Raw genomic sequence first — 22,863 nt, 5'->3', positions numbered from 1 at the left:
GATGTTTGAGAAAGGAGTATAGGCACATGGTTAAGGAAAGTTTTCTTGCACAGTTCTATGGGAAGTCGCAGAATTACACGGATATCCCTAATAAATGGTATAAAGAGTACAATGTAAAGAAGGGCCTCAGGAATGAGGACGGAACCGGTGTGCGGATAGGCCTTACCAGGGTGGCCGACGTTGTGGGATATGAGGAAGCAGAAGGCGGAATCAAGGCTATCCCCGGACGGCTTCTCTACCGGGGCGTGGATGTCCTGGACCTGGTAAAGGGAAAAGGGGAAAGCCATTTCGGATATGAGGAGACCTGTTTCCTTCTGCTGTTCGGATATCTGCCAAAGAAGGCTGAACTGGAGAAATTCTGCAATGTGGTGAGACACTGCTATACCATTCCGGATGAGTTCGTGGAAATGAACCTGCTGCGCCTTCCGGGAAAGAACCTTATGAATAAGCTTCAGGATGCAGTGCTTACCCTGTATAATTATGACGACGACCCGGATAATATTGATGTGTACCAGACCCTGGTCAAGGGCGTCAATCTTTTGGCTAAACTTCCTTCCATCGCCTGCTATGCTTACCAGAGCAAGGTACATTATTATGACAGGGAAAGCCTGTTTATCCATTACGCAAATCCGGAGTACTCCATAGCCGAGAACTTCTTAAGCCTGCTGAGAAAGGACCAGAAATTTACGTCCAAGGAAGCAAACCTTTTGGATACCATACTCATGCTTCATGCGGACCACGGCGGCGGCAACAACTCCACCTTTACCAATGTGGTGATTGCATCCACCGGCACTGACATTTATTCTACTGTAAGCGGCGGTATCGGTTCCCTTAAGGGTCCGCGCCACGGCGGCGCCAATATTAAGGTGGCGGAGATGATGGACGCCGTGCTTGCGGAAACCGGCGGTTATGATGCAGACGACAAGAAAATCCGCCAGGCAGTGGAGAAGCTGATGGCCGGGGAGCTCTATGACCGTTCCGGCCTTGTATATGGCTTTGGACATGCGGTTTACACGGTGTCCGACCCGCGTGCAGAGGTTTTGAGGGCCTGCTGCATGGAGGTGGCCAAGGAGCAGAAGCATACAAAAGAGCTGGATTTCTACATGCGTTTTGAGCGTATTGCCAAGGAAGTCATGGAAGAAATCAAGGGCAAGGCCCTTCCTACCAATGTGGATTTCTACAGCGGGTTTGCATACGGCATGCTGCGGATTCCAAGGGATTTGTACACCCCTTTGTTTGTGTGCAGCCGCGTTGTGGGCTGGGTGGCCCACAATATAGAGAACAAGTTGTATGACGGCCGTATCATGCGTCCTGCAACCAAGTATGTAGGCGACAATATGGATTATGTGCCTATGTCGGAGAGATAGGATGCCCGGTACTGCCATTCCGGTTTCCTGATACATGTGAATATGTAAAAAGACCTGATGCAGCCATTATGCGGCGTGTATCAGGTCTTTTTGCCTTAAAGGAAAAGAAGCGCTTACATGAAATCAAAGAGGCTCAGCTGCTTCATTCCGCTGCCGGGAACCTGGGCCTTTTCACTGCGGCAGGCCTCTTTGGGAAGCTCCTCCAGGAACAGGGAGGGTTCCTCGGAGGTGGTGAGAAGCAATTCGTCCCTGGCCCTTGTCATGCCCACATACATAAGGCGCCGTTCCTCCTCCAGGTCCACTGTTCCCTTGCCGGTTTTCAGGGGAAGGATTCCCTGTTTTAAGCCATAGAGGAAGATTACCGGGAATTCCAGCCCCTTGGAGGCATGCAGGGTCATAAGGGTCACTGCATCGGAGGGGCAGGAGTCCTGGCCGCTCCGCCTCAGGTCGTGTGCCTGTCCGAAGACCAGTGTGTTAAGCATATCCTCCATGGTCTTGTGAAAATAGGACATGCACACAAAGGTGTCCATGGACTTGTCTGTGCCCAGTCCCAGGCATGAAATCCAGTCCTCCAGAAGCTTCCAGGGCCTGTCCTTTTTTAGCCTGGGCATGAAAGCTTCTGCCAGACCTCTGTAATCAGCGGAAGGAGAAATGCGTTTTCTGCAGAGCCGCAGCGTATCGCCATCTATTCCGGACGGCTTAAGCAGGGCGCTGAAAAAGGAGATGGTGCCCTGGACAGCCGGATTGTCCAGATAATCTTCCCTTCCCGCCACCACGTAAGGGATTCCTTCTTTTTGCAGGCATTGTTCCAGCAGGCGGGCCTGATGATTGGTGCGGTAGAGGATGGCTATGTCTGCAAAGCTTCTGGCTGTGTCCCCCGGGCCGGGTGTCTGGCTGTGGGCGTCCAGCATATCGATGCCGCCCACCATGCGGTTGATTTCCTTGGCAATGAAGATGGACTCCGACAGGCTGGTTTCCGCTGTCACCAGCCGCACCGGACAGCCATGGGGGCGGACAGACCCAAGTCTGCGTTCACCGCCCGGATTGCGGGAAATGAGGGGAAGGGCGGCAGAGAGTATCTCCGGCGTGGAACGGTAACCCGTGGAAAGCCGTATGGTGCTGGTTCCCGGGAAATCCTGCTCCAGAAGGTCAAAGCACTGGCTGTCGGAACCGCGGAAACCATAAATGGACTGGTCCGGGTCGCCGATGACAAAAAGTTCCCGTCCGCCCTTATTCCACGCCTTGATAAGCCGGTACTGGACCGGATTTATGTCCTGGAATTCATCCACCAGCAGGTAGGAAAAATGCTGTTTCCTGTATTCTGCTTTCTGCTCCTGCTCAAGGAGCTGCAGCATGTTGAGCAGCAGGTCGTCAAAGTCCATAAGCTTCCGGCTGTCCAGGGCCTCCTTGTACCTGGCCTCTGCTTCCGGCGTCAGAGTAAAGGCGGATTCCTGTATTGTATGTTCCGGCATGCCAGCAGAGCCTTCCCCAGGGGACAGCCCTGCCTTGTGCAGTGATATGGCTGTGAGAAACTGCCTGGACGTACAGGTCAGTTCCAGGCTGGCTATGGTTTCCTCTGCGCATTCCTCTGCCTGGCCCTGGTCTGCCAGGGACAGCTCCATCCCGGCCTGGGCCAGCAGCCGGTAGCAGAGGGAATGGAAGGTGCCCACCTGCATCTGGTTCAGGCTGCGCTTGCCGGGCAGTGCCTGGCGGATTCTCTGGGTCAGCTCCTGCGCTGCCTTGTTGGTAAAGGTCACGGCTGTAATCTCAGAAGGCTTTACACCACGCTCTCCAATGAGATGTTCAATACGCGATACCAGTGTTTTTGTCTTGCCGGCTCCGGGACCGGCTATGACGGCTGTTACCGGCGATACGGATTCCACTGCCTGCTGCTGGTCCTGGTTCAGCACAGGGGCGGCCGCGGAAACAGTCAGTATGCTTGAGACGGCTGTTTCACGGGAGGAAGCTGTGTCTGCATTTGGCAGTCCGTTTATATCATCCTGCAAATCCCGGATTATTGCGCCGGGTTGGTTCTGGACCGGTGAAACGGATTGGATTTGGCCCGCTGTTTCCTGTAAATCCGGAGCCGCTGTCTCAAAGGTCATACACAGCTGCCCCTCCACATTGTCAAGCTCGGCTGACTGGAACAGCCGCATGGTCCCGTATTCGCCGTCATAGCCGGGTCTCCACTGGACCCTGCCGTCCCTGAGATGACGTATGCCCTCTGCTGTCAGGGAACCGGCCACATGGCGGATGTCCTCCAGGGGGGCCTGACGCAGGATATAAAATTCATTGCCCAGCTCCTCCAGCAGGTGCTCATACTGCCTGGAAACCTTTACGCTGGACGGAGAGGAACCCACGGAAGAGGCAATGACCTCCCCAAGGGGCACCAGGTTCTCAAAGGGACGTCCCTGGGGCAGCAGAAAGTCCTCGTCCCGGTCAGCCAGCTGCTCTATCCGGTGCAGCACTCCCGTGGTCAGCTTCCTGCCGCAGACAGGGCATATGCCGTTATATGCTCTGGCCTGGGAGGGACTGAGGCAGAGATGGCATTTGCGGTGGCCGTCAAAGTGATATTTTCCCTCTTCAGGGAAGAATTCAATGGTGCCTTTAAGCCCCTCGCCCCTTTGTATGGCGCCGTAGAGCCCTGCATAGGACATGGGAATGTCAAAAAGGCTGGCCTCCCTGCCCAGCTTGGCAGGGGAGTGGGCGTCAGAGTTGGAGATGAGCTGGAAGGAATCCAGGGCGGACAGCCTCCAGTTCATGGCCGGGTCCGAGGACAGTCCTGTCTCCAGGGCATGAATCTGGGGCGTCAGCTCCTCATAGCACTCTTCAATGGTATCAAAACCGGAAAATGCCCCGAACAGTGAAAAATGCGGGGTCCAGATGTGGGCCGGAACATAGATGGCATCCGGGCATGCCTCCAGTGTTATGGCCAAAAGGTCGTGACAGTCCAGCCCAAGGATGGGGCGTCCGTCCGAATGTATGTTGCCGATGGCTTCCAGCCGCCTGGAAAGGACTTCGGCCGCTTCCAGGCTGGGCAGGAGGATAAGGCTGTGTACCTTGCGCACACGGCCGTTTTTCTTGTAAATGGAGCTGATTTCCCCGCTGATGACAAAGCGGGGACGGCTCTGGCCCGGTATGGACGGGCGCTGTAAGGAATATTCCTTTTTAAGTATATAAAGTCCCGGCTCGGCAGGCTCCAGCTTTTCAGCCAGCTCCGCCCTCCAGGCCGGATGCGTGAAGTCTCCCGTGCCCAGGATGTTAATTCCCTTTTTACCCGCCCATAAGTCCAGGTGCTCCGGCGTAAGTTCCTTGCTGGTTGCCCTGGAGTAGCGGGAGTGGATATGTAAATCACCAATGTACATTGCGATGCACCTGCTTTCCTTTGATAGTATTATTATAAAGGATTCATCCTAAAAAGAAAGCGGTTTTTTCTGCCATCATTAATTGGACAGTCCCTCCACTGCATCCACGGGCAGGGAAATTGCGACTGCATGTTCGCCGGTTTCCTTCATCACGGTCTCACATATGGCCTTTAGTATGGGATGTCTCAGGTCGGTGGGAGTCAGAATCAGCAGTATGGCTTTTTCCTGGGAAAGGGTCAGGCCAAACAGCTTTTTGCTGGCATCGGTACCTATTTCCCTGGCCTTTATCAGGGTGCCGCCCTGGCAGCCTGCTTTTCTGGCAGCCTCCATGACCGGCGTGGCCAGGTCGGTGTGGATAACGGAAGCAATCAATTCATAGGAATGGGCATTTGCCATGGGGATATCCTCCTTGTGTTCTGCGGTATCGTTATTTTTGGCATCCTGGTCTTTGTGCCGGCTCAGGATGTCCATGGCGGCGAGACTGATGCCTGTAAGGGACAGGGTGAACGCGATGCCGTGGCCAGGCTTGTAGAATTCCATTTCCCTGCCAAGGGCATGGAGCAGACGGTCTGCGCCGGACTGGGTTGACAGGCCCAGGACCAGGTCCTTTTCAGGCTCATCCAGCCCCAGACAGTCCATGACGGCCGAGCTGGCTGTACCGTGTCCCCTGACTGCCAGCAGTATTTCATGGTTGTATGTATGGAATATGGAAGCTGCCCTGTTACCGGCTCCCCGGTTTACGATGGCGGCTGCCAGCTTTATGCTGTTATGGCTCATAAGGCTCCTCCTCTAAATTTATAAATTCCTGGTTCATATCCACCACAGGATGTCTGGAAACAGCTTTTTCCCTGCGGGTCTTCAGCTCATAAAACAGGCCGATGAGCTGGATGATGATGAGAGGTGTCATGGCTACCATGGCCACGATGCCAAAGGCATCGGTCAGGATATTGCCGCCCAGGGCTTCGCAGGCGCCCATGCACAGGGGAAGAAGAAAGGTGGCTGTCATGGGACCGGATGCAACTCCTCCTGAGTCAAAGGCAATGGAGGTGAAGACCGGGGGGACCACGAAGGAAAGACCCAGGGCCAGGGCATAGCCGGGAAGAAGGAAGGCCATGAGAGGCAGCCCTGTGATGACCCGGAACAGGGATAGCCCCAGTGACAGGGCCATGCCGATGGACAGTCCGGTCATCATGGTCTTCTCGGATATGCTACCGCCGGTTACATCCGCCACCTGCTTGTTCAGTACCTGTACGGCAGGCTCTGCCTTGACAATGTAAAAACCGATGAGCATGGCCACAGGCACCAGTATCCAGCGATAGGGAAGGGACGCCATCTGTTTTCCAAGATAGCTTCCTGCGGGCATGAAGCCCACGTTTACACCTGTGAGAAACAGGGTCAGCCCGATATAGGAATACAGCATTCCCACCAGAATCTTTACTACCTGGCGTTTGCGCATTTTCAGGAAAAACACCTGAAAGAGCAGGAAAAATGCCAGGATGGGGAACAGGGCCGTAAATACCTCCATTGCATATTCGGGCAGTTCGCTCTGGAAGGCCAGCCACAGGTCCTGGGAATTGCTGATGGAAGGAATGGTCATGGGCTCATAGGCGCCGGAAGATGACTGGAACAAAAGCCCCAGAATCATGACGGACAGTATGGGACCAATGGAACAGAGGGATACCAGTCCAAAGCTGTCGCTGTCCGCATTTTTCCCCTGGCCGATAGATGAAAGACCAACACCCAAAGCCATGATGAAGGGGACCGTTATGGGACCTGTTGTCACTCCGCCGGAATCAAAGGCTACAGCCAGAAAATCACCCGGAATATAGAAGGCCAGGATGAAGAGAATGATGTAGCAGACCAGAAGGATGTGGGAAAGGCTCCAGCCGAAGAGGGAGCGAAGGAATGCAAGTGCCAGGAAGAAACCGACTCCTGCGGCAACTGCAAGGATGAGCGTCATGTCCGGCACGGCCGGTGTCTGTCTGGCCAGGACCTGCAGGTCCGGTTCAGCCACTGTTACCATGGCCCCGATGATGATGCATGCAATGACGATGACCGGAAGCTTCTTTGCCTTGGCCAGCTGCGCCCCTACTTTTTCTCCAATGGGCATCATGGCCATGTCCACCCCAAGGGTGAAGAACCCCATGCCTATAATAAGGAAGGCAGCCCCCGCCAGAAACAGCATCAGAGGGTCCAGGGGAATGGGTGCAATGGTGATTCCAAGGATTAATACAATGCAGGTAACGGGCAGCACAGATGATAAGGATTCTGTGATTTTTTCTTTTAGCTTCTGATTCAATAAATTACCTCCTGTTGTCCGTTATTTATGTTAACACATATGTTTTAGCTTAACATAAGGACAAACGGAATGGCAAGAGAAGGGACCGTTAGAATTCCGTTAAGAAACACATTGAATCTCAAACAGCCCGGTAGTATAATGAAGCCAATGTGAGCATACACAGGTGCAGTGAGTGAAAATGAATAGGGAGAATGGAAGTATGACATTGTATGACAGAAACGGGATGCCTGCCGCGTATATTGACAGTGACAGGGAACATATCTACCTGTTTGACGGCAGACCGGCGGCCTATCTTTACGAGGATGCGGTATATGGATTTGAGGGCGCCCAGTATGGATGGTTTGAAAAGGGATGGGTCAGGGACCTGGACGGATACTGCGTCATGTTTACGGACCAGGCCCGAATCGGGGGACCGGCAAAGCCCTCCCGCCGTGAGACGCCGGCCAAATGGGCCAGGGCAGCCAGGCCAACCAGACGTTCCAGGGAGACAAAGCGTTCCAAGACAGCCTATAAGGCCGCCTGGTCAGAGATTGCGGCAGGGGATTTTTTGTCTGGTAACAGTTGACACTGTCTGGGAAATATGTTAAATTAAGAGTCAGTGCAAATACGCAGATAGGGAAGAGTAGATAACCGGATGGATGCAGAGAGCCGGCGGCTGGTGTGAGCCGGTGACGGATGGTTGTTGAACTGGCCCTGGAGTAGCCTGCCCCAACGGGGATGGACCGCCGGAAACCGGGGTCCGGGGACTAGTAGGACAGGACGGAGACCTTACCGTTATAAGAGGATTAAGTGCATGCGTCAGATAGCATGAACCAGAGTGGTACCGCGCGGGGATATATAGCCTTGCGTCTCTAGCAGTAGAGGCGCAGGGCTTTTGTATTTTATCCGGAAAATATGCGGGGCCGGTATGCTGTCTGGATAAAGGGGAATCATCCCCTTAGATAACCAATGGAGGAATGAGATTATGGCAACACAGTACAACCACAGCGCCATTGAGAAAAAGTGGCGTGAGAACTGGGAAGAGAAGCCCATCAATGTGAACGATGGCAGGAAGGAAAAGTATTACTGTCTGGATATGTTTCCATACCCTTCAGGCAGCGGCCTTCACGTAGGACACTGGAGAGGATATGTGATTTCAGATGTCTGGAGCCGGTATCAGCTGTTAAAGGGCAAATATGTCATCCACCCCATGGGATGGGATGCATTCGGCCTTCCTGCTGAGAATTATGCAATCAAGATGGGCGTCCATCCGGCTAAGTCCACAGAGGCAAACATTAAGAATATCAAGCGTCAGATTAAGCAGATTGCTGCGATTTATGACTGGGATATGGAAGTGAACACCACGGACCCGGATTTTTACAAGTGGACCCAGTGGATTTTTGTACAGATGTTTAAAAAAGGCCTGGCCTATGAGAAGGAATTCCCCATTAACTGGTGTCCCTCCTGTAAGACCGGTCTGGCAAACGAGGAAGTGGTCAATGGCTGCTGCGAGCGCTGCGGCACCACGGTTACCAAGAAGAACCTGCGCCAGTGGATGCTTAAGATTACTGCTTACGCTGAGCGCCTGTTAAATGACCTGGATAAGCTGGACTGGCCTGAGAAGGTCAAGAAGATGCAGACTGACTGGATTGGTAAATCCTACGGAGCCGAGGTGGATTTCCCTATTGACGGACGTGATGAGAAGATTACGGTATACACCACCAGGCCGGATACCCTCTACGGTGCCACCTTCATGGTGCTGGCGCCGGAGCACGCCCTGGCCAGGAGTCTGGCAACCGATGAGACAAGGGAAGCAGTGGAAAAATATATTTTCGATTCTTCCATGCGCTCCAATGTGGACCGTATGCAGGCCAAGGATAAGACCGGCGTGTTTACCGGAAGCTATGCCATCAACCCGCTGAATGGTGCAAAGACGCCTATCTGGCTGTCCGATTACGTACTGGCTGATTACGGTACGGGCGCCATCATGTGCGTGCCCGCCCACGATGACAGGGACTTTGAGTTTGCCAAAAAGTTCGGCCTGCCTATTGTACAGGTAATTGCAAAGGACGGCAGGGAAATCGAGAACATGACCGAGGCATATACCGAGGCCAGCGGCATCATGATTAATTCCGGGGACTGGAACGGAATGGAGTCAGCTGTCCTTAAAAAGGAAGCACCCCACATGATAGAGGAAAAGGGATTTGGCCACAAGACAGTCAATTATAAGCTGAGGGACTGGGTATTCTCACGGCAGCGTTACTGGGGCGAGCCCATCCCCATCATTCACTGCCCCAAGTGCGGCTGCGTGCCTGTGCCTGAGGACCAGCTGCCCTTAAGGCTTCCTGAGGTGGAGAGCTATCAGCCTACGGGAACCGGCGAATCACCTCTGGCCGGTATTGACGAATGGGTAAACACCACCTGTCCGGTCTGCGGCGCTCCGGCCAAGAGGGAGACAAATACCATGCCTCAGTGGGCTGGTTCTTCCTGGTACTTCCTGCGCTATGTGGACAGCCACAACAAGGAAGAGCTGGTATCCAGGGAAAAGGCGGACAAGTACCTTCCGGTGGATATGTATATCGGCGGCGTGGAGCACGCGGTGCTCCATCTGCTTTACTCACGTTTCTACACCAAGTTCCTGTGCGATATCGGCGCCATTGATTTTGACGAGCCTTTCAAGAAGCTGTTCAACCAGGGCATGATTACAGGAAAGAACGGCATCAAGATGAGCAAATCCAAGGGCAACGTGGTGTCTCCCGATGATTTGGTGAGAGACTACGGCTGTGACTCCCTGCGTCTTTATGAGCTGTTTGTGGGACCGCCGGAGCTGGATGCAGAGTGGGATGACCGGGGCATTGAGGGCGTATCCCGTTTTCTGAACCGTTTCTGGAACCTGGTAATGGACAACCGGGACAAGGATGTGAAGGCGTCCAAGGAAATGATAAAGCTGCGCCACAAGCTGGTATATGACATTGAATACCGCTTCAACCAGTTCAGTCTCAACACCGTGATTTCCGGTTTCATGGAGTACAACAATAAGCTGATTGAGCTGGCCAGGAAGGAAGGCGGAATCGACAGGGAGACTCTTAAGACATTCGTGATTCTCCTGGCGCCGTTTGCTCCCCATATCGGAGAGGAGCTGTGGCAGCAGTTAGGCGGTACCGACAGCGTGTTCCATGCACAGTGGCCGGAATGCGATGAGGAAGCCATGAAGGACGATGAGATTGAAGTGGCTGTCCAGATTAACGGAAAGACCCGCGCTGTCATCAGCATCAGTGCGGACAGCTCCAGGGAAGAGGCCATTGCCGCAGGCAGGGAAGCTGTTAAGGAAAAGCTGACAGGCAATGTGGTAAAGGAAATCTATGTGCCTGGAAAGATTATCAATATTGTGTGTAAATAAACAGGATTCCCTTATTTCCGGGGGATGACAGAATGCCTGCACAGCCATTCACCATGGGCTGGGCAGGCGTTTTTGCACATGGTTATGAATGGGCTGTGTATGGATTAAGCATGGGATATATGGGGGCAGCGGCAGCGGCCATTCAGCTGTCTGTTCCGGGAAATGTAAGAAAAAAGAAATAACATTTGCTGTTATTGCAGGTTATAATAGGAAATGGATAAAACATGAGATTGAGGTGCAGTGATGGGACATAGGAGCGGAATAGGCGGAGACAGCAGGGAATATAGAAAGAACGGAATATACGGAAAGACAGGCAGGGCTGCGGCAGCGCTGGTATTGGCAGGAGTTATGGCGGCTGCGGGCAGCCTTACGGCCCTGGCTGCAGCGGGCGGCACAGGAGCCGGGGCAGCTTTGAATCCGGCGGACCGCGGGCCGGGAGTACAGGCTGTTTCAGAAGCAGAGCCGGAGGAGACAAAGGAAGCAGAGGCAAAGGCGGCAGTAGTGAACGGAGTCATACAGCCCATGAACCTGGAAGGGGCAAAGGATGCGGACCAGCTGGTGGTGGTAGTGGGCACCGGCGGATGCAGCGCAGATGTCTATTATTATAAGAAGTCAGGGGAAGACTGGGAGATGGCCTGGAAGGAAGCCGGTATCGCAGGCAGGAACGGCATTACAGACCAGAAGGCGGAGGGAGATGGAAGCACGCCTGCCGGTACATACGGATTTACCATGGCCTTTGGTCTTAAGGAAAATCCGGGAAGCACTCTTCCCTACCATAAAATCACGAAAGGCGATTACTGGGTGGATGATTCAGCCAGCCCGTATTATAACAAACTGGTCAATACATCACAGGTTGCAAAGAACTGGAATTCCGCAGAGAACATGGCGGCTTCCTCCCCTTACTATAATTATGCCCTGGCATTGGATTATAATGAAGCTTGCGAGCCAGGGAAGGGGTCGGCTATTTTCCTTCATTGCTTTACCGCGACCCGGGACAACGGCTCCGCAGGCTGTATCCGCCTGCCTCAGGAAAGGGCGAAGGAGCTGGTACAGTCAGCCACAGAGCGCACTAAGATTGTTATTGCCCCGGATATGGAACGGTTAAAATAATGGAAATTTCCATAAGGCAGAGGCAGGGGCGCATCAGCGCGGCCCTGCCATTTTTTTGGAAAGCATTTTCAACAAATCAATTTTCTTTTTCTCAGAGGGAGGCATTCTGGCGCTGAGGATGTTGACTAATAAGTCTGTTTCCCTGTCGTTAAACTGTACGCCTTTTTGTCTGGCCTCCATGTTGATGGCCATGAATGCCTCCATCATGTTGCTTTTGTCTGAGTGCTCAATCCGTTCCGCAAATTCAGTGAGCATGGCCAGCTTATCTTTGTTCATGGCCTTGAGCCTGGGGTCCTGTTTCCAGCTGTTATCCATAATTATGTAGTCCTTTCTGTAGTGGGTTTCAGTGATGAGCCGTACTAGGCCATGGCCTGCATGGCAGTGACTATCATTTCCATGGTTTCAAAACGGGATTGCTGCTCCGGCGTCAGGAACCTGCGCAGCTGTTCCATGGGAGTCTGGCCTTCCATCAGGGTTTCGGCCATGTCAATCATATCCTGTTCCATGGGATTTCCATATGGACGGATGGCCTTCAGCAGGTCCCGCAGGGAACCGTTTCCCTGAGGACGCTCCAGGGAGCAGATGCCCATGGACGCTACCTCCTCTGTCTCAAAGAGTTCCACTGTCTTTCGCAGCTCCTGAGCCTTGACAAACAGGGAGATGGCCTTTTGCTCAGGTACACCCAGGTAGGGCAGGGAGGCCTTAATCATCTGCAGATGGTGGTCGCCTATGAGATAGTCCAGGTCGGTCAGTTTATAGTCATCAGATGGATTCATGTATTTCCACCAGCCTTTTCTTTCTTTGATTCCAATTTATGCGGAAGGGGCCTGTTACATGCCACTTATTTTCCGGTGCAATGAGCCAAAGCATGGACACTGCATATATTATAAGTATGGAAGGAGAGTGAAATCCATGTACAGCCGTTTGATTATAGATGGAAATGCAGTATATGAAATAGATGAGGAGTGCTTAAAACAGAGACAGGGAAGAAAGGGGTATGGAGGAAAGAACCGGGGCACAAAAAGTCCGTTTTCACACGGGGAGGCAGGCGAGGCCGGCAAATAAGCCCGGCTTCCCTGCAAGAAAAAACAGGGAGTGATGAAGCACTCCCTGTTCCTTTGATTCTTTGGTGAAGGATTTCTTAGAGGTGGGAATTAGCAGCAGAAGCCGCCGCCACCGCCGCCGCAGCAGCACAGGATTAAGATGAGCCAGATAAAGTCTCCGCATCCGCCTCCACAGCTGCATCCACAGCCACAACCGCCGCCGCAGTCGCTATGTCCGAAGCCACCGCCGCCTCCACAGCAGCACAGAATCAGGATAAGCCAGATGATATTGCATCCGCATCCGCTGCCTCCTGTTCCACATCCACATCCACAGTCACAACCGCAGTTTGTTGCTGCTACATCACTCATGTTAGTTCCTCCATATAAAGTTTAATTACACTGTATCATATGAGGCCCTGCTTGCTCATGTTTCCACAATTTGATAAAATTTAGAAAATTTTTGTTGGTACAAGGATGGTATATATAGTATAATGTCGGCAGGCGCTGCAACGCAGGCATGATAAGGCCAGGGGCCGTGCCGCGGACGCGATACTGCGTGCGCCGGTTCCGGACAAGGGAAGGAAGACACGGGCCGGGACAGCAGATGAAAATGAAAAGAGGCTTTGAGAATGGACAAAAGCAGATTATATTACCAGATACCCTATGTAAAATCGTTTATGTGTACCGTGGAACACTGTGAGGAAAGCGGGAAGGGAACCTGGCTTGCGACTCTGAACCAGACTGGTTTTTATCCGGAGGGAGGGGGGCAGCCCTATGATACAGGAACCTTAAACGGGATTCCCGTTCTGTCCGTCCATGAAAAGGGGGACCAGGTGATTCATGAACTGGCGCAGCCCATAGATGAGGGGACCCTGGCAGAAGGGATAATCGACTGGCAGCGCCGGTACGACAACATGCAGCTGCACACAGGGGAGCATATTCTGTCCGGGCTGGTGCACAGGCGCTTTGGCTACGATAATGTAGGCTTCCACATGGGAGCCGAGGAAGTGACAGTGGACTTTAACGGCATTCTTGAGCCGGAGGACCTGGACCGTCTGGAAGACGAGGCCAATGAGCTGGTTTATGCCAATGTTCCTGTAAAGGTGCTTTATCCCACTGGGGACGAGCTCAGGACCATGGAGTACAGAAGCAAGAAAGAGCTGTCCGGTCTGGTGCGGATTGTGGAGGTGCCGGGCGGGGATGTGTGCGCCTGCTGCGGCACACATGTAGAAAACACCGGAGAAGTGGGCATCATTAAGATAAGGACCATGATTCATTACAAGGGCGGCGTGCGCCTGTCCATGCTTTGCGGCCGTAGGGCCCTGCTGGATTACAGGGACAGGCTGAAGGATGAAATCAGGATTTCCAACCTGCTGTCAGCCAAGCTGGTCCAGGTGCCGGATGCAGTGGAGAAGCTTAAAAACGACAGCCAGGACAAGGAGTTCCGGATTGGAAAGCTGGGAAGCAGCCTGATGGCGCTGAAGGCAGCGCAGTTCCGGGAGAGCACAGACCCCCTGATTGTATTTGAGGAGGATTTAAACCCGGTCCAGGTCCGTCAGTATGCCACCCTTCTCTACGAACAGAACAAGGCGGGAGTGGCTGCTGTCTGTTCCGGAAACGACAGGGAGGGGGAATATCACTATGCCCTTGGCAGCAGCAGGATGGATATGCGGGCGCTCAGCAAAGCCCTGAACAGCCGTCTGAACGGCAGGGGCGGAGGCAGCAGCCTTATGGCCCAGGGGACCTTCCGGGCGGAGCGGGCAGCCATTGAGGCGGCGTTCCTGGAAGAGACAGACATATAAAGGATGGTATAATGGAATTAAATCGCGATACAATTAAAAAAATCAGAGGACTGATTGTCTTTACCGTGGTGGTTGTGGTGGCGGGTATCAATTACAGGCGGCTGCTCGATGTGGCAGCCGGATTGATGCACATTGCCTGGCCTTTTATTCTGGGGGCGGCCATAGCCTTCATCTTAAACGTGCCCATGCGCAATATTGAGAGGCATCTGACTGTATTTGGAGAGGGCAGCAGGCTGAGGCGGCCTGTCAGCCTGGTGGTGACTATTTTACTGGTCACTGGCGGCCTGTTCCTGGTCATTTTTGTGGTGGCGCCTCAGCTGGTTAAGACGTTTTTGAATCTCCAGGGCAGCATCCCCGTATTCTTTGCAGGGGTACGGGATGAGGCGGAACGCATCTTTGCCAGTAATCCCCAGATACTGGAATATATGAACCAGATGGAAGTGGACTGGCAGGAAGTGTTCCAGAACATGGTTGCATTTTTAAAGAACGGGGCAGGTACCATGCTGAATACCACTTTTTCGGCAGCTGTGTCCATTGTCAGCGGCGTATCCTCCTTCCTGATTGGTTTTATCTTTGCAATCTATATTCTTTTGCAGAAGGAAACTCTGAGCAGGCAGATGAAGAAGGTGCTGGAGGCATTTCTGCCGGAACCGGTTGTGGGGCGGATTCTGGATATCACGGCCCTTACAGAGCGCACCTTTTCCAATTTTCTTACAGGACAGTGTGTGGAGGCTGTGATACTGGGAACCATGTTTTTTGTGGCGCTGACCCTCATACGTCTGCCTTATGGTCTGCTGATTGGGGTACTCATTGCTTTTACGGCCCTGATTCCTATTTTCGGTGCGTTTGTGGGACTGGCAGTGGGCGTATTTCTGATGCTTATGGTAAATCCCATGGACGCCCTGATTTTCACCATTACCTTCTTTGTGCTGCAGCAGATTGAGGGAAACCTGATATACCCCTATGTGGTGGGAAATTCAGTGGGGCTCCCGTCCATATGGGTGCTGGTAGCCGTGACTGTGGGCGGAAGTATGATGGGGATTGTGGGAATGCTTATATTTATTCCGCTGTGCTCCGTGCTGTATGCCCTTTTGAGGGACGGGGTCAACGGACGTCTTGGTAAGAAGGGCGGGGAAATATCTGCCTGTGAGTCAGGATGCGGCCCTGCCTGTGAGGAGGATGCGGACCGGGAGAAGCGGGATTAAAAGCGGATAGGGTCAGAGGACCGGATGATAATATTAACACAGAAAACAATATTAATACAGAAAAACAAAACAGCCCGGAACCTGCCGCCATGCGGTTCCGGGCTTTGCTCTTGGCTGTAACGCCTGCCTGTCATTCCAGGCTTTTGTCTTAGGCTTATTCTCCCTGATACATATATTTGATTAAACGCTCGATGTCTTCCTTCTCATGAGCAACCAGGTCTAATTCCTTGATATATCCGTTGGAGAAGATGGTGGCCATAGACAGATACTGGGCTAATTTGGACTTCAGATTGATGCGGTCGCCTTCCGGAGATACAAGCTCCACAGTTCCCTTACACTGGTCAATGACAGAGAAAAACTTTTCTACGTCTGTGATATTCTGAATCTTCATGGCATATCCTCCTGTGTTTGTATGCTTTTTCCTGAAATGGAAAAGGCTGGTTAATTTTTTAACATATATGATTATAACAGAAGGGCGGGGGAAGGGCAATTATGATTTTTCATAAAAATACAGGGTTTAAAGGGTGTTTTTTATCGCATCTAACAGCAGGGAGGATACCCGCAGGCCGCCCCGGCCTGTCCCTATGGAAATATCTGGTTTATTGCTTCCATGAAAATCGGAACCGCCTGTGGGAAGCAGACCGTGCCGTGCGGCCATTACCTGGAGTTTGGCGCTTTCCAGGCGGTTGTGGGAGGAATGGTATACCTCCAGGCCCTTCATGCCCAGACCGGCCAGGTAGGCGATAAGTTCATCTGTGGCCCTGTCCCCCAGTTTGTATTGGAAGGGATGGGCAAGGGCCACAAATGCATGGCTGTCCAGCAGGGCTTCCATGACTGCCTCCGGGGGAAGGAATTCCTTTGGAGGGCAGTAGGGGCCTCCGTATTTCAGATATTTTTTAAAAATATGGTCCAAATCAGGGCCCAGACCCTTTGCCAGAAGGGCCCTTGCCACATGAGCCCTGGTGATGACCGTGTCGGGGTTCCCTGCGCACAGTTCTTCGGCGGTAAGGCGGATGCCGTGGGCGTCAAATCGTTCCAGCATTTCCCGGTTTCGCTGGTCCCGGCGCAGGCGGAAGTCCTTCAGGGCAGCCTGAAGGGAGGGGGAAGCCGTGTCCGCGAAAAGTCCGAGAATATGGATTTCATGGTCCCTAAAGCTGCTGGACACCTCGATGCCCGGCACCACTTCCAGCCCCAGTTCCTTACCTGCGTCCATGGCTTTGGCAACTCCGGCCGTGGTGTCGTGGTCCGTCAGCGCAATGGCAGAGAGTCCGGCCTCATGGGCCAGGCGCGCCACCTGTTCCGGCGGCAGGGTGCCGTCGGATGCATTTGAGTGGACGTGTAAATCAACAAAAGACATGATGTGACCTCCGAATCATAGGATGTAAAAACCTTGAAAAGGCTTGTAATTGATTTTTAATAATTTAATAATACTTACTTTATATATAGTAACATGAAATTCACAATAAGTAAAATTGGGCTGAAAAAAACAAAAAAGACGGTTCCATTTTACATAAAGTATGTTATACTACAATCTGTGAATAAATCCATAGGCAGAGATGACAGGTGAACAGAATGAATCAGTTAGAGAACAATCAGAGCAGAAGAAGTTCCTCAGCAGGCAGAAGCCGGGGCAGGGGTTCAGATAAAGGCACGGGGCGGGGAACGTCCAGAAACACAGGCAGAAGCAGTTCGTCAGGAAGCGGTTCAAGGAGTTCTTATTCCTACCGTTCCGGACAGGCCGGCAGGATGAATGCGGCCCAGACAGCCAGACGCAACAGCCCTCACAGAAGGAAGAAGGGGCCGGATTATAAGAAGATAGCCATAGCCGGCGTCATCCTTATTATCTTAATTGCGTGCGTATCACTGGCCATGAAGTTCAGGGGAGCCGGGGGAAGCGAACCGGATAATACCACGGAAGAAACGACTGAGACGGAAATCATGAAGGAAGTCAAGGTAGACGGAATCACCATCACCGGTATGTCCAAGAACCAGGCCAGAAATGCAATCCTGAAGGAATACCCATGGAGCATGACGGTTACTTATGACGGGGATACATACGAGGTAACGAACCTTGCGGCGGAAAAGGTGGATGCGCTGCTGGATGAAATCTACAGCGGAGAACCGGCTGAAAGTTATACACTGAGCATGGACGGGCTGGAGGAAGCTGCTGCCAAGGAGGCGGAAAGCTGCGCGGCCAAATGGAATAAAAAAGCCAAAAACGGTTCCATTGACAGCTATGACAAGGAAAAGGGCGCCTTTGTGTTTGCAGGGGAAGAGAATGGTTTTGCCATTGACCAGGAAAAGCTGGCGGCAGACATACTGAAAGCACTGCAGGACAAGAAGTTCGATGCCTCCATCACAGCTGCGGGAAGCGAGACAGCGCCGGATATCAGTGCGGCGGCTGCCAAGGAAAAGTATAAAACCATCAGCACCTTTACCACCAAGACAACAGCCAACAAGGCCCGAAACACCAACATCAGGCTGGCTGCGGAGGCACTGAACGGCACAGTGGTGCATCCGGGAGAGGAATTCTCCTTTAACAGCGCAGTGGGACAGAGGACAGAGGCAAAGGGGTACCAGGGAGCGGCAGCCTATAACAACGGGGAAGTGGTACAGGAAATCGGCGGAGGCGTATGCCAGGTATCCACCACCCTGTACAATGCTGTTTACCGGTCGGGCCTGGGAGAGGAGAGCATTACCTTCCGGCGTTCCCATACCTTTGAACCCAACTATATCACACCGGGCCAGGATGCCACGGTGAGCTGGGAACAGCCTGATTTCCGATTCAGGAACACATCCAGTACCTCTATCGGCATCAAGGCCAGCTACGCTGACCAGAAAATGACGGTTTCCATCTACGGAATCCCCATTCTGGAGGAGGGAACAAAGCTGGATTTGGTATCCGAGAAAGTGGAGGAGTTGGACCCGCCGGCGCCTACCTATGAGGAGGACCAGACCCTTGAGCCGGGAGTTGAGATTCAGAAGAGCGCAGGCAGCAAGGGAAGCAGGTGGATTACTTACAAGGTAGTATATAAGGACGGAAAGGAAATTTCCAGGGAGCAGGACCATAAGACCACATACAAGGGCCATGCCCCTGTTATCCGCCGCAATACCACCGGCGTGGTGCTGGCGCCTGAGGAAACCACCCTTTCCACAGAAACCACAACGCCAATCATTGACGGAATGCCGGACGGCTATATTCCGGGAGATGAGACGGCGGCCATACCTTCCGGGAGCGGTTCCCAGGAGAACGGACCAGGCACAGTGACCCAGCCGGCAGCGCCCACCACGGCGCCTGCAGCAGCACCTAATCCCACCCAGGCGCCCCAGCCCTCCGAGACTGCGGCAGCAGGGCCGGGCGGGGATAATCCGGTGATTGCACCGCTGAAACCGGAATAAAATGAGCAGATAAAAGAAGAGGAACCTTAAACAAGGGTTTCTCTTTTTTTGTTGCACTTTATATATTTTTGAAAATTGACATTGTATTTTTTGCCGTAATTTCGATTAAGCATTTGCAATTTGTTAAATAATTGCTATAATAGTAGACAGGTCAGTCTGCATAGGGTCGAAGCGTGTTTATGACATGCCAGGGTCCGGGGCAGACTTACATGTATACCATTACATATTCACTATTTGTAGGAGGAAATCAAAATGGCAAGAAAAATGAAAACCATGGATGGTAACCATGCAGCAGCACATGCGTCATATGCATTTACTGATGTAGCGGCTATTTATCCGATTACCCCATCCTCACCTATGGCTGAAGCCACAGACGAATGGGCAACTGACGGAAGAACCAATATCTTCGGTCGTGAAGTGCAGATTACAGAGATGCAGTCTGAGGCTGGTGCAGCAGGCGCTGTACATGGTTCTCTGGCAGCAGGTGCTCTGACCACCACCTACACAGCATCACAGGGTCTTCTGCTGATGATTCCTAATCTTTATAAAATTGCAGGCGAGCAGCTGCCAGGCGTATTCAATGTATCTGCACGTGCTCTTGCAAGCCATGCATTATCTATTTTCGGTGACCACTCCGACGTTTACGCATGCCGCCAGACCGGATGCGCCATGCTGTGCGAGTCCAGCGTCCAGGAAGTTATGGACCTGACTGTTGTTGCGCATATGGCATCCATCAAGGGCAAGGTTCCATTCATCAACTTCTTTGACGGTTTCCGTACATCCCATGAGATTCAGAAGATTGAGACCTGGGATTACGAGGACTTAAAGGAAATGGTTGACATGGACGCAGTAGATGCTTTCCGCAAGCATGCACTGAATCCAAATCATCCGTGCCAGAGAGGTTCCGCTCAGAATCCGGACATCTTCTTCCAGGCAAGAGAAGCCTGCAACCCATACTATGACGCTCTTCCTGCAATTGTTCAGGAATATATGGACAAGGTTAATGCCAAGATTGGCACTGACTATAAGCTGTTCAACTACTACGGCGCTGCTGATGCTGAGCATATCATCATCTCCATGGGTTCTGTCAATGACACCATCGAGGAGACCATTGACTACATGGTAAAGCAGGGACAGAAGGTTGGTGTTGTTAAGGTTCGTCTGTACAGGCCATTCTGTGTACAGGCCCTGATTGACGCTATTCCGGATACCGTTAAGGTTATTTCCGTATTAGACAGAACAAAAGAGCCAGGCGCCATCGGCGAGCCTCTGTACCTGGATGTTGTTGCTGCTCTTAAGGGAAGCAAGTTTGACCAGGTTAAGATTCTGACCGGACGTTACGGCTTGGGTTCCAAGGATACCACACCTGCTCAGATTGTAGCTGTTTACGAGAACACAACCAAGTCTCCGTTTACCGTTGGTATCGTGGATGACGTTACAAACCTGTCCTTAGAGATTGGCGCTCCTTTAGTTACCACTCCTGAGGGAACCACAAACTGTAAGTTCTGGGGTCTGGGCGCTGACGGTACGGTTGGTGCAAACAAGAACTCCATCAAGATTATCGGTGACAATACAGACATGTACGCACAGGCATACTTTGATTATGACTCCAAGAAGTCAGGCGGCGTTACCATGTCCCACCTGCGTTTCGGACACAGCCCAATCAAGTCCACCTATTTAATCCGTACAGCTAACTTCGTTGCCTGCCACAATCCTGCATATGTACGCAAGTACAACATGGTTCAGGAGCTGGTTGACGGCGGTACATTCCTGTTGAACTGCCCATGGGATATGGAAGGACTTGAGAAGCATCTGCCAGGACAGGTTAAGAAGTTCATCGCTGACCACAACATCAACTTCTACACCATCGACGGTGTTAAGATTGGTATTGAGACCGGCATGGGCCCAACACGTATCAACACCATTCTTCAGTCCGCATTCTTCGAGCTGACCGGCATCATCCCTGCTGAGAAGGCAAATGAGCTGATGAAGGCTGCTGCAAAGGCAACCTACGGCCGCAAGGGCGAGGATGTTGTTCAGAAGAACTGGGCTGCTATCGATGCAGGCGCTAAGGGCATGCACAAGGTAGAGGTTCCGGACAGCTGGAAGAACTGCGAAGACGAGGGTCTTGACTATGCAGTTGTAACCCAGGGAAGAAAGGATGTAGTTGACTTTGTTAACAACATTCAGACAAAGGTAAGCGCTCAGGAAGGAAATTCCCTGCCTGTATCCGCATTTACAGAGTACGCAGACGGTTCCACACCATCCGGTTCCTCCGCATACGAGAAGCGCGGTATTGCTGTTAAGGTTCCTGTATGGAATCCGGACAACTGTATCCAGTGTAACTTCTGTGCATATGTATGTCCTCACGCTGTAATCCGTCCGGTTGCCATGACTGCCGACGAGGCTGCCAAGGCACCTGCAGACATGAAGATGAAGGATATGACAGGTATGGCCGGCTACAAGTTTGCCATGACCATCTCTGCCCTGGATTGTACGGGATGCGGCTCCTGTGCAAATGTATGCCCAGGCATGAAGGGCAACAAGGCTCTGGTTATGGAAAGCCTTGAAGCTAACCTTGGCGAGCAGGCTATCTTTGACTTTGGTCAGTCCCTGCCTATCAAGGAAGAAGTTCTGGCTAAGTTCAAAGAGAACACCGTTAAGGGCAGCCAGTTCAGACAGCCTCTGCTTGAATTCTCCGGCGCTTGCGCAGGATGCGGCGAGACTCCTTATGCAAAACTGATTACCCAGCTGTTCGGCGACAGGATGTATATTGCCAACGCAACAGGATGCTCCTCTATCTGGGGCAACTCCTCACCATCCACACCTTACACCGTTAATGCCAAGGGCCAGGGTCCTGCATGGGACAACTCCCTGTTCGAGGATAACGCTGAGTTCGGTTACGGTATGTTACTGGCTCAGAACGCAATCAGAGACGGCTTAAAGGCTAAGGTTGAGAGCGTAATGGCTAACGAGAAGGCTACCGACGAGATGAAGGCTGCCTGCAAGGAATGGCTTGATACCTTTGGCATCGGCGCTCTCAACGGCACTGCTACCGATAAGCTGGTTGCAGTTCTGGACGGCGTTGACTGCGATGTCTGCAGAGATATTGTTAAGAATAAAGATTTCCTGGCTAAGAAGTCCCAGTGGGTATTCGGCGGTGACGGATGGGCTTACGATATCGGCTTCGGCGGTGTAGACCACGTGCTGGCATCCGGTAAGGACATCAACATCATGGTATACGATACTGAGGTTTACTCCAATACAGGCGGCCAGTCTTCCAAGGCTACCAAGACAGGTGCTGTTGCACAGTTCGCTGCAGGCGGCAAGGATGTTAAGAAGAAAGACCTGGCCAGCATTGCAATGAGCTATGGTTATGTGTATGTTGCACAGATTTGTATGGGCGCTGATATGGCTCAGACTGTTAAGGCAATTGCCGAGGCAGAGGCTTATCCGGGACCATCCCTGATTATTGCATACGCTCCATGTATCAACCATGGTATCAAGAAGGGCATGGACAAGGCTCAGACAGAGGAGAAGCTGGCTGTAGAGTGCGGTTACTGGAACAACTTCCGTTACAATCCTGCAGCTGAGAAGAAGTTCAGTCTGGATTCCAAGGCTCCTAAGCTTGAGACCTATCAGGACTTCTTAAAGGGCGAGGTTCGTTACATGTCCCTGGCTATGAAGAATCCTGAGAGAGCAGCTGAGCTGTTTGCACGTAACGAGGCAGAAGCTAAGGAGCGCTACGCTTACTTAGAGAAGCTGGTTACACTGTACGGCAACGACTAATCTAAGTCAGAATTGAATATTTGATAGATAAATATGGACCCCGGAGGGCTTAGGCTCCCCGGGGTTTTGTATATTCTGTTTCCAGAAGGGGATAATACTGGAAGA

The 22,863-nt window shown here is 52.3% G+C and carries 18 protein-coding genes and 1 other annotated feature; of the genes, 10 read left to right on the top strand and 8 right to left on the bottom strand.

Annotated elements, in window-relative coordinates; genetic code table 11:
• Window positions 1-26 precede the first annotated feature (26 nt).
• Window positions 27-1,367 carry a citrate synthase gene (locus I2H39_RS03035; RefSeq protein WP_138306102.1) on the top strand — a complete coding sequence of 447 codons (1,341 nt, stop codon included), beginning with the start codon at window positions 27-29 and terminating at the stop codon, window positions 1,365-1,367.
• Window positions 1,368-1,480: 113 nt separating this feature from the next.
• On the opposite strand, the gene I2H39_RS03030 is transcribed toward I2H39_RS03035, so the two are convergent.
• From I2H39_RS03030 to I2H39_RS03020, 3 genes are all read right to left on the bottom strand, one after another.
• Window positions 1,481-4,732, bottom strand: a complete 3,252-nt coding sequence (locus I2H39_RS03030; RefSeq protein ID WP_195625773.1) for a UvrD-helicase domain-containing protein — start codon at window positions 4,730-4,732, stop codon at window positions 1,481-1,483.
• A gap of 78 nt (window positions 4,733-4,810) precedes the next feature.
• Window positions 4,811-5,509: a hypothetical protein gene (locus I2H39_RS03025; protein ID WP_195625772.1), complete on the bottom strand. Its 699-nt coding sequence runs from the start codon at window positions 5,507-5,509 to the stop codon at window positions 4,811-4,813.
• The gene (locus I2H39_RS03020) at window positions 5,499-7,031 is read right to left on the bottom strand and encodes a DUF1538 domain-containing protein (protein WP_138306105.1); all 1,533 of its coding nucleotides are present in this window, start codon (window positions 7,029-7,031) and stop codon (window positions 5,499-5,501) included. The genes I2H39_RS03025 and I2H39_RS03020 overlap by 11 nt, the downstream gene beginning before the upstream one ends.
• 199 nt (window positions 7,032-7,230) lie before the next feature.
• Here I2H39_RS03020 and I2H39_RS03015 point away from each other — a divergent pair, with 199 nt between their 5' ends.
• The 4 genes from I2H39_RS03015 (at window position 7,231) to I2H39_RS03000 (ending at window position 11,520) form a co-directional block, all read left to right on the top strand.
• Window positions 7,231-7,596 (top strand): 4-fold beta flower protein, encoded by a 366-nt coding sequence (locus I2H39_RS03015; RefSeq protein WP_138306106.1) that lies wholly within the window; start codon window positions 7,231-7,233, stop codon window positions 7,594-7,596.
• A 35-nt stretch (window positions 7,597-7,631) separates the two neighbouring features.
• Window positions 7,632-7,887 (top strand) — a binding site (T-box leader).
• Between the two features lie 108 nt (window positions 7,888-7,995).
• Entirely contained in the window at window positions 7,996-10,410 is a 2,415-nt protein-coding gene (gene leuS, locus I2H39_RS03010; protein WP_195625771.1) for a leucine--tRNA ligase, read from the top strand.
• Between the two features lie 32 nt (window positions 10,411-10,442).
• Complete coding sequence (locus I2H39_RS03005) at window positions 10,443-10,592, top strand: hypothetical protein (protein WP_195625770.1); 150 nt, start codon at window positions 10,443-10,445, stop codon at window positions 10,590-10,592.
• A 61-nt stretch (window positions 10,593-10,653) separates the two neighbouring features.
• A complete protein-coding gene (locus I2H39_RS03000) occupies window positions 10,654-11,520 on the top strand; it encodes a L,D-transpeptidase family protein (protein ID WP_195625769.1) in 867 nt (288 codons plus the stop codon).
• A gap of 33 nt (window positions 11,521-11,553) precedes the next feature.
• On the opposite strand, the gene I2H39_RS02995 is transcribed toward I2H39_RS03000, so the two are convergent.
• Together I2H39_RS02995 and I2H39_RS02990 are read right to left on the bottom strand one after the other, a co-directional pair.
• Window positions 11,554-11,835: a hypothetical protein gene (locus I2H39_RS02995; protein ID WP_138306109.1), complete on the bottom strand. Its 282-nt coding sequence runs from the start codon at window positions 11,833-11,835 to the stop codon at window positions 11,554-11,556.
• Window positions 11,836-11,879: 44 nt separating this feature from the next.
• A complete protein-coding gene (locus I2H39_RS02990) occupies window positions 11,880-12,296 on the bottom strand; it encodes a hypothetical protein (RefSeq protein WP_138306110.1) in 417 nt (138 codons plus the stop codon).
• 136 nt (window positions 12,297-12,432) lie between these two features.
• Between I2H39_RS02990 and I2H39_RS02985 the strand changes: the two genes are divergently transcribed.
• A complete protein-coding gene (locus I2H39_RS02985; protein WP_195625768.1) occupies window positions 12,433-12,585 on the top strand; it encodes a hypothetical protein in 153 nt (50 codons plus the stop codon).
• Window positions 12,586-12,674: 89 nt separating this feature from the next.
• Here the strand turns inward: I2H39_RS02985 and I2H39_RS02980 are convergent, their stop codons facing one another.
• Complete coding sequence (locus I2H39_RS02980; RefSeq protein WP_138306112.1) at window positions 12,675-12,932, bottom strand: hypothetical protein; 258 nt, start codon at window positions 12,930-12,932, stop codon at window positions 12,675-12,677.
• 260 nt (window positions 12,933-13,192) lie between these two features.
• Between I2H39_RS02980 and I2H39_RS02975 the strand changes: the two genes are divergently transcribed.
• Together I2H39_RS02975 and I2H39_RS02970 are read left to right on the top strand one after the other, a co-directional pair.
• The gene (locus tag I2H39_RS02975) at window positions 13,193-14,365 is read left to right on the top strand and encodes a DHHA1 domain-containing protein (RefSeq protein ID WP_195625767.1); all 1,173 of its coding nucleotides are present in this window, start codon (window positions 13,193-13,195) and stop codon (window positions 14,363-14,365) included.
• An 11-nt stretch (window positions 14,366-14,376) separates the two neighbouring features.
• A complete protein-coding gene (locus tag I2H39_RS02970; RefSeq protein ID WP_195625766.1) occupies window positions 14,377-15,570 on the top strand; it encodes an AI-2E family transporter in 1,194 nt (397 codons plus the stop codon).
• Between the two features lie 154 nt (window positions 15,571-15,724).
• Here I2H39_RS02970 and I2H39_RS02965 read toward each other — a convergent pair whose 3' ends face one another.
• Both I2H39_RS02965 and I2H39_RS02960 read right to left on the bottom strand, forming a co-directional pair.
• Window positions 15,725-15,961 carry a hypothetical protein gene (locus tag I2H39_RS02965; RefSeq protein WP_002587734.1) on the bottom strand — a complete coding sequence of 79 codons (237 nt, stop codon included), beginning with the start codon at window positions 15,959-15,961 and terminating at the stop codon, window positions 15,725-15,727.
• Between the two features lie 126 nt (window positions 15,962-16,087).
• The gene (locus I2H39_RS02960; RefSeq protein ID WP_195625765.1) at window positions 16,088-16,927 is read right to left on the bottom strand and encodes a PHP domain-containing protein; all 840 of its coding nucleotides are present in this window, start codon (window positions 16,925-16,927) and stop codon (window positions 16,088-16,090) included.
• A 215-nt stretch (window positions 16,928-17,142) separates the two neighbouring features.
• Between I2H39_RS02960 and I2H39_RS02955 the strand changes: the two genes are divergently transcribed.
• The gene (locus tag I2H39_RS02955) at window positions 17,143-18,969 is read left to right on the top strand and encodes a VanW family protein (protein ID WP_138306116.1); all 1,827 of its coding nucleotides are present in this window, start codon (window positions 17,143-17,145) and stop codon (window positions 18,967-18,969) included.
• Between the two features lie 252 nt (window positions 18,970-19,221).
• The gene (gene nifJ, locus I2H39_RS02950) at window positions 19,222-22,758 is read left to right on the top strand and encodes a pyruvate:ferredoxin (flavodoxin) oxidoreductase (RefSeq protein ID WP_138306117.1); all 3,537 of its coding nucleotides are present in this window, start codon (window positions 19,222-19,224) and stop codon (window positions 22,756-22,758) included.
• Window positions 22,759-22,863 lie beyond the last annotated feature (105 nt).

This window comes from Clostridium sp. 1001283B150225_161107_B6, assembly GCF_015556325.1.
In the GTDB taxonomy this organism is placed as follows: domain Bacteria; phylum Bacillota; class Clostridia; order Lachnospirales; family Lachnospiraceae; genus Enterocloster.
The sequence above is the reverse complement of the archived record's forward strand: the minus strand, read 5'-3'. Positions and strand labels throughout refer to the sequence as shown.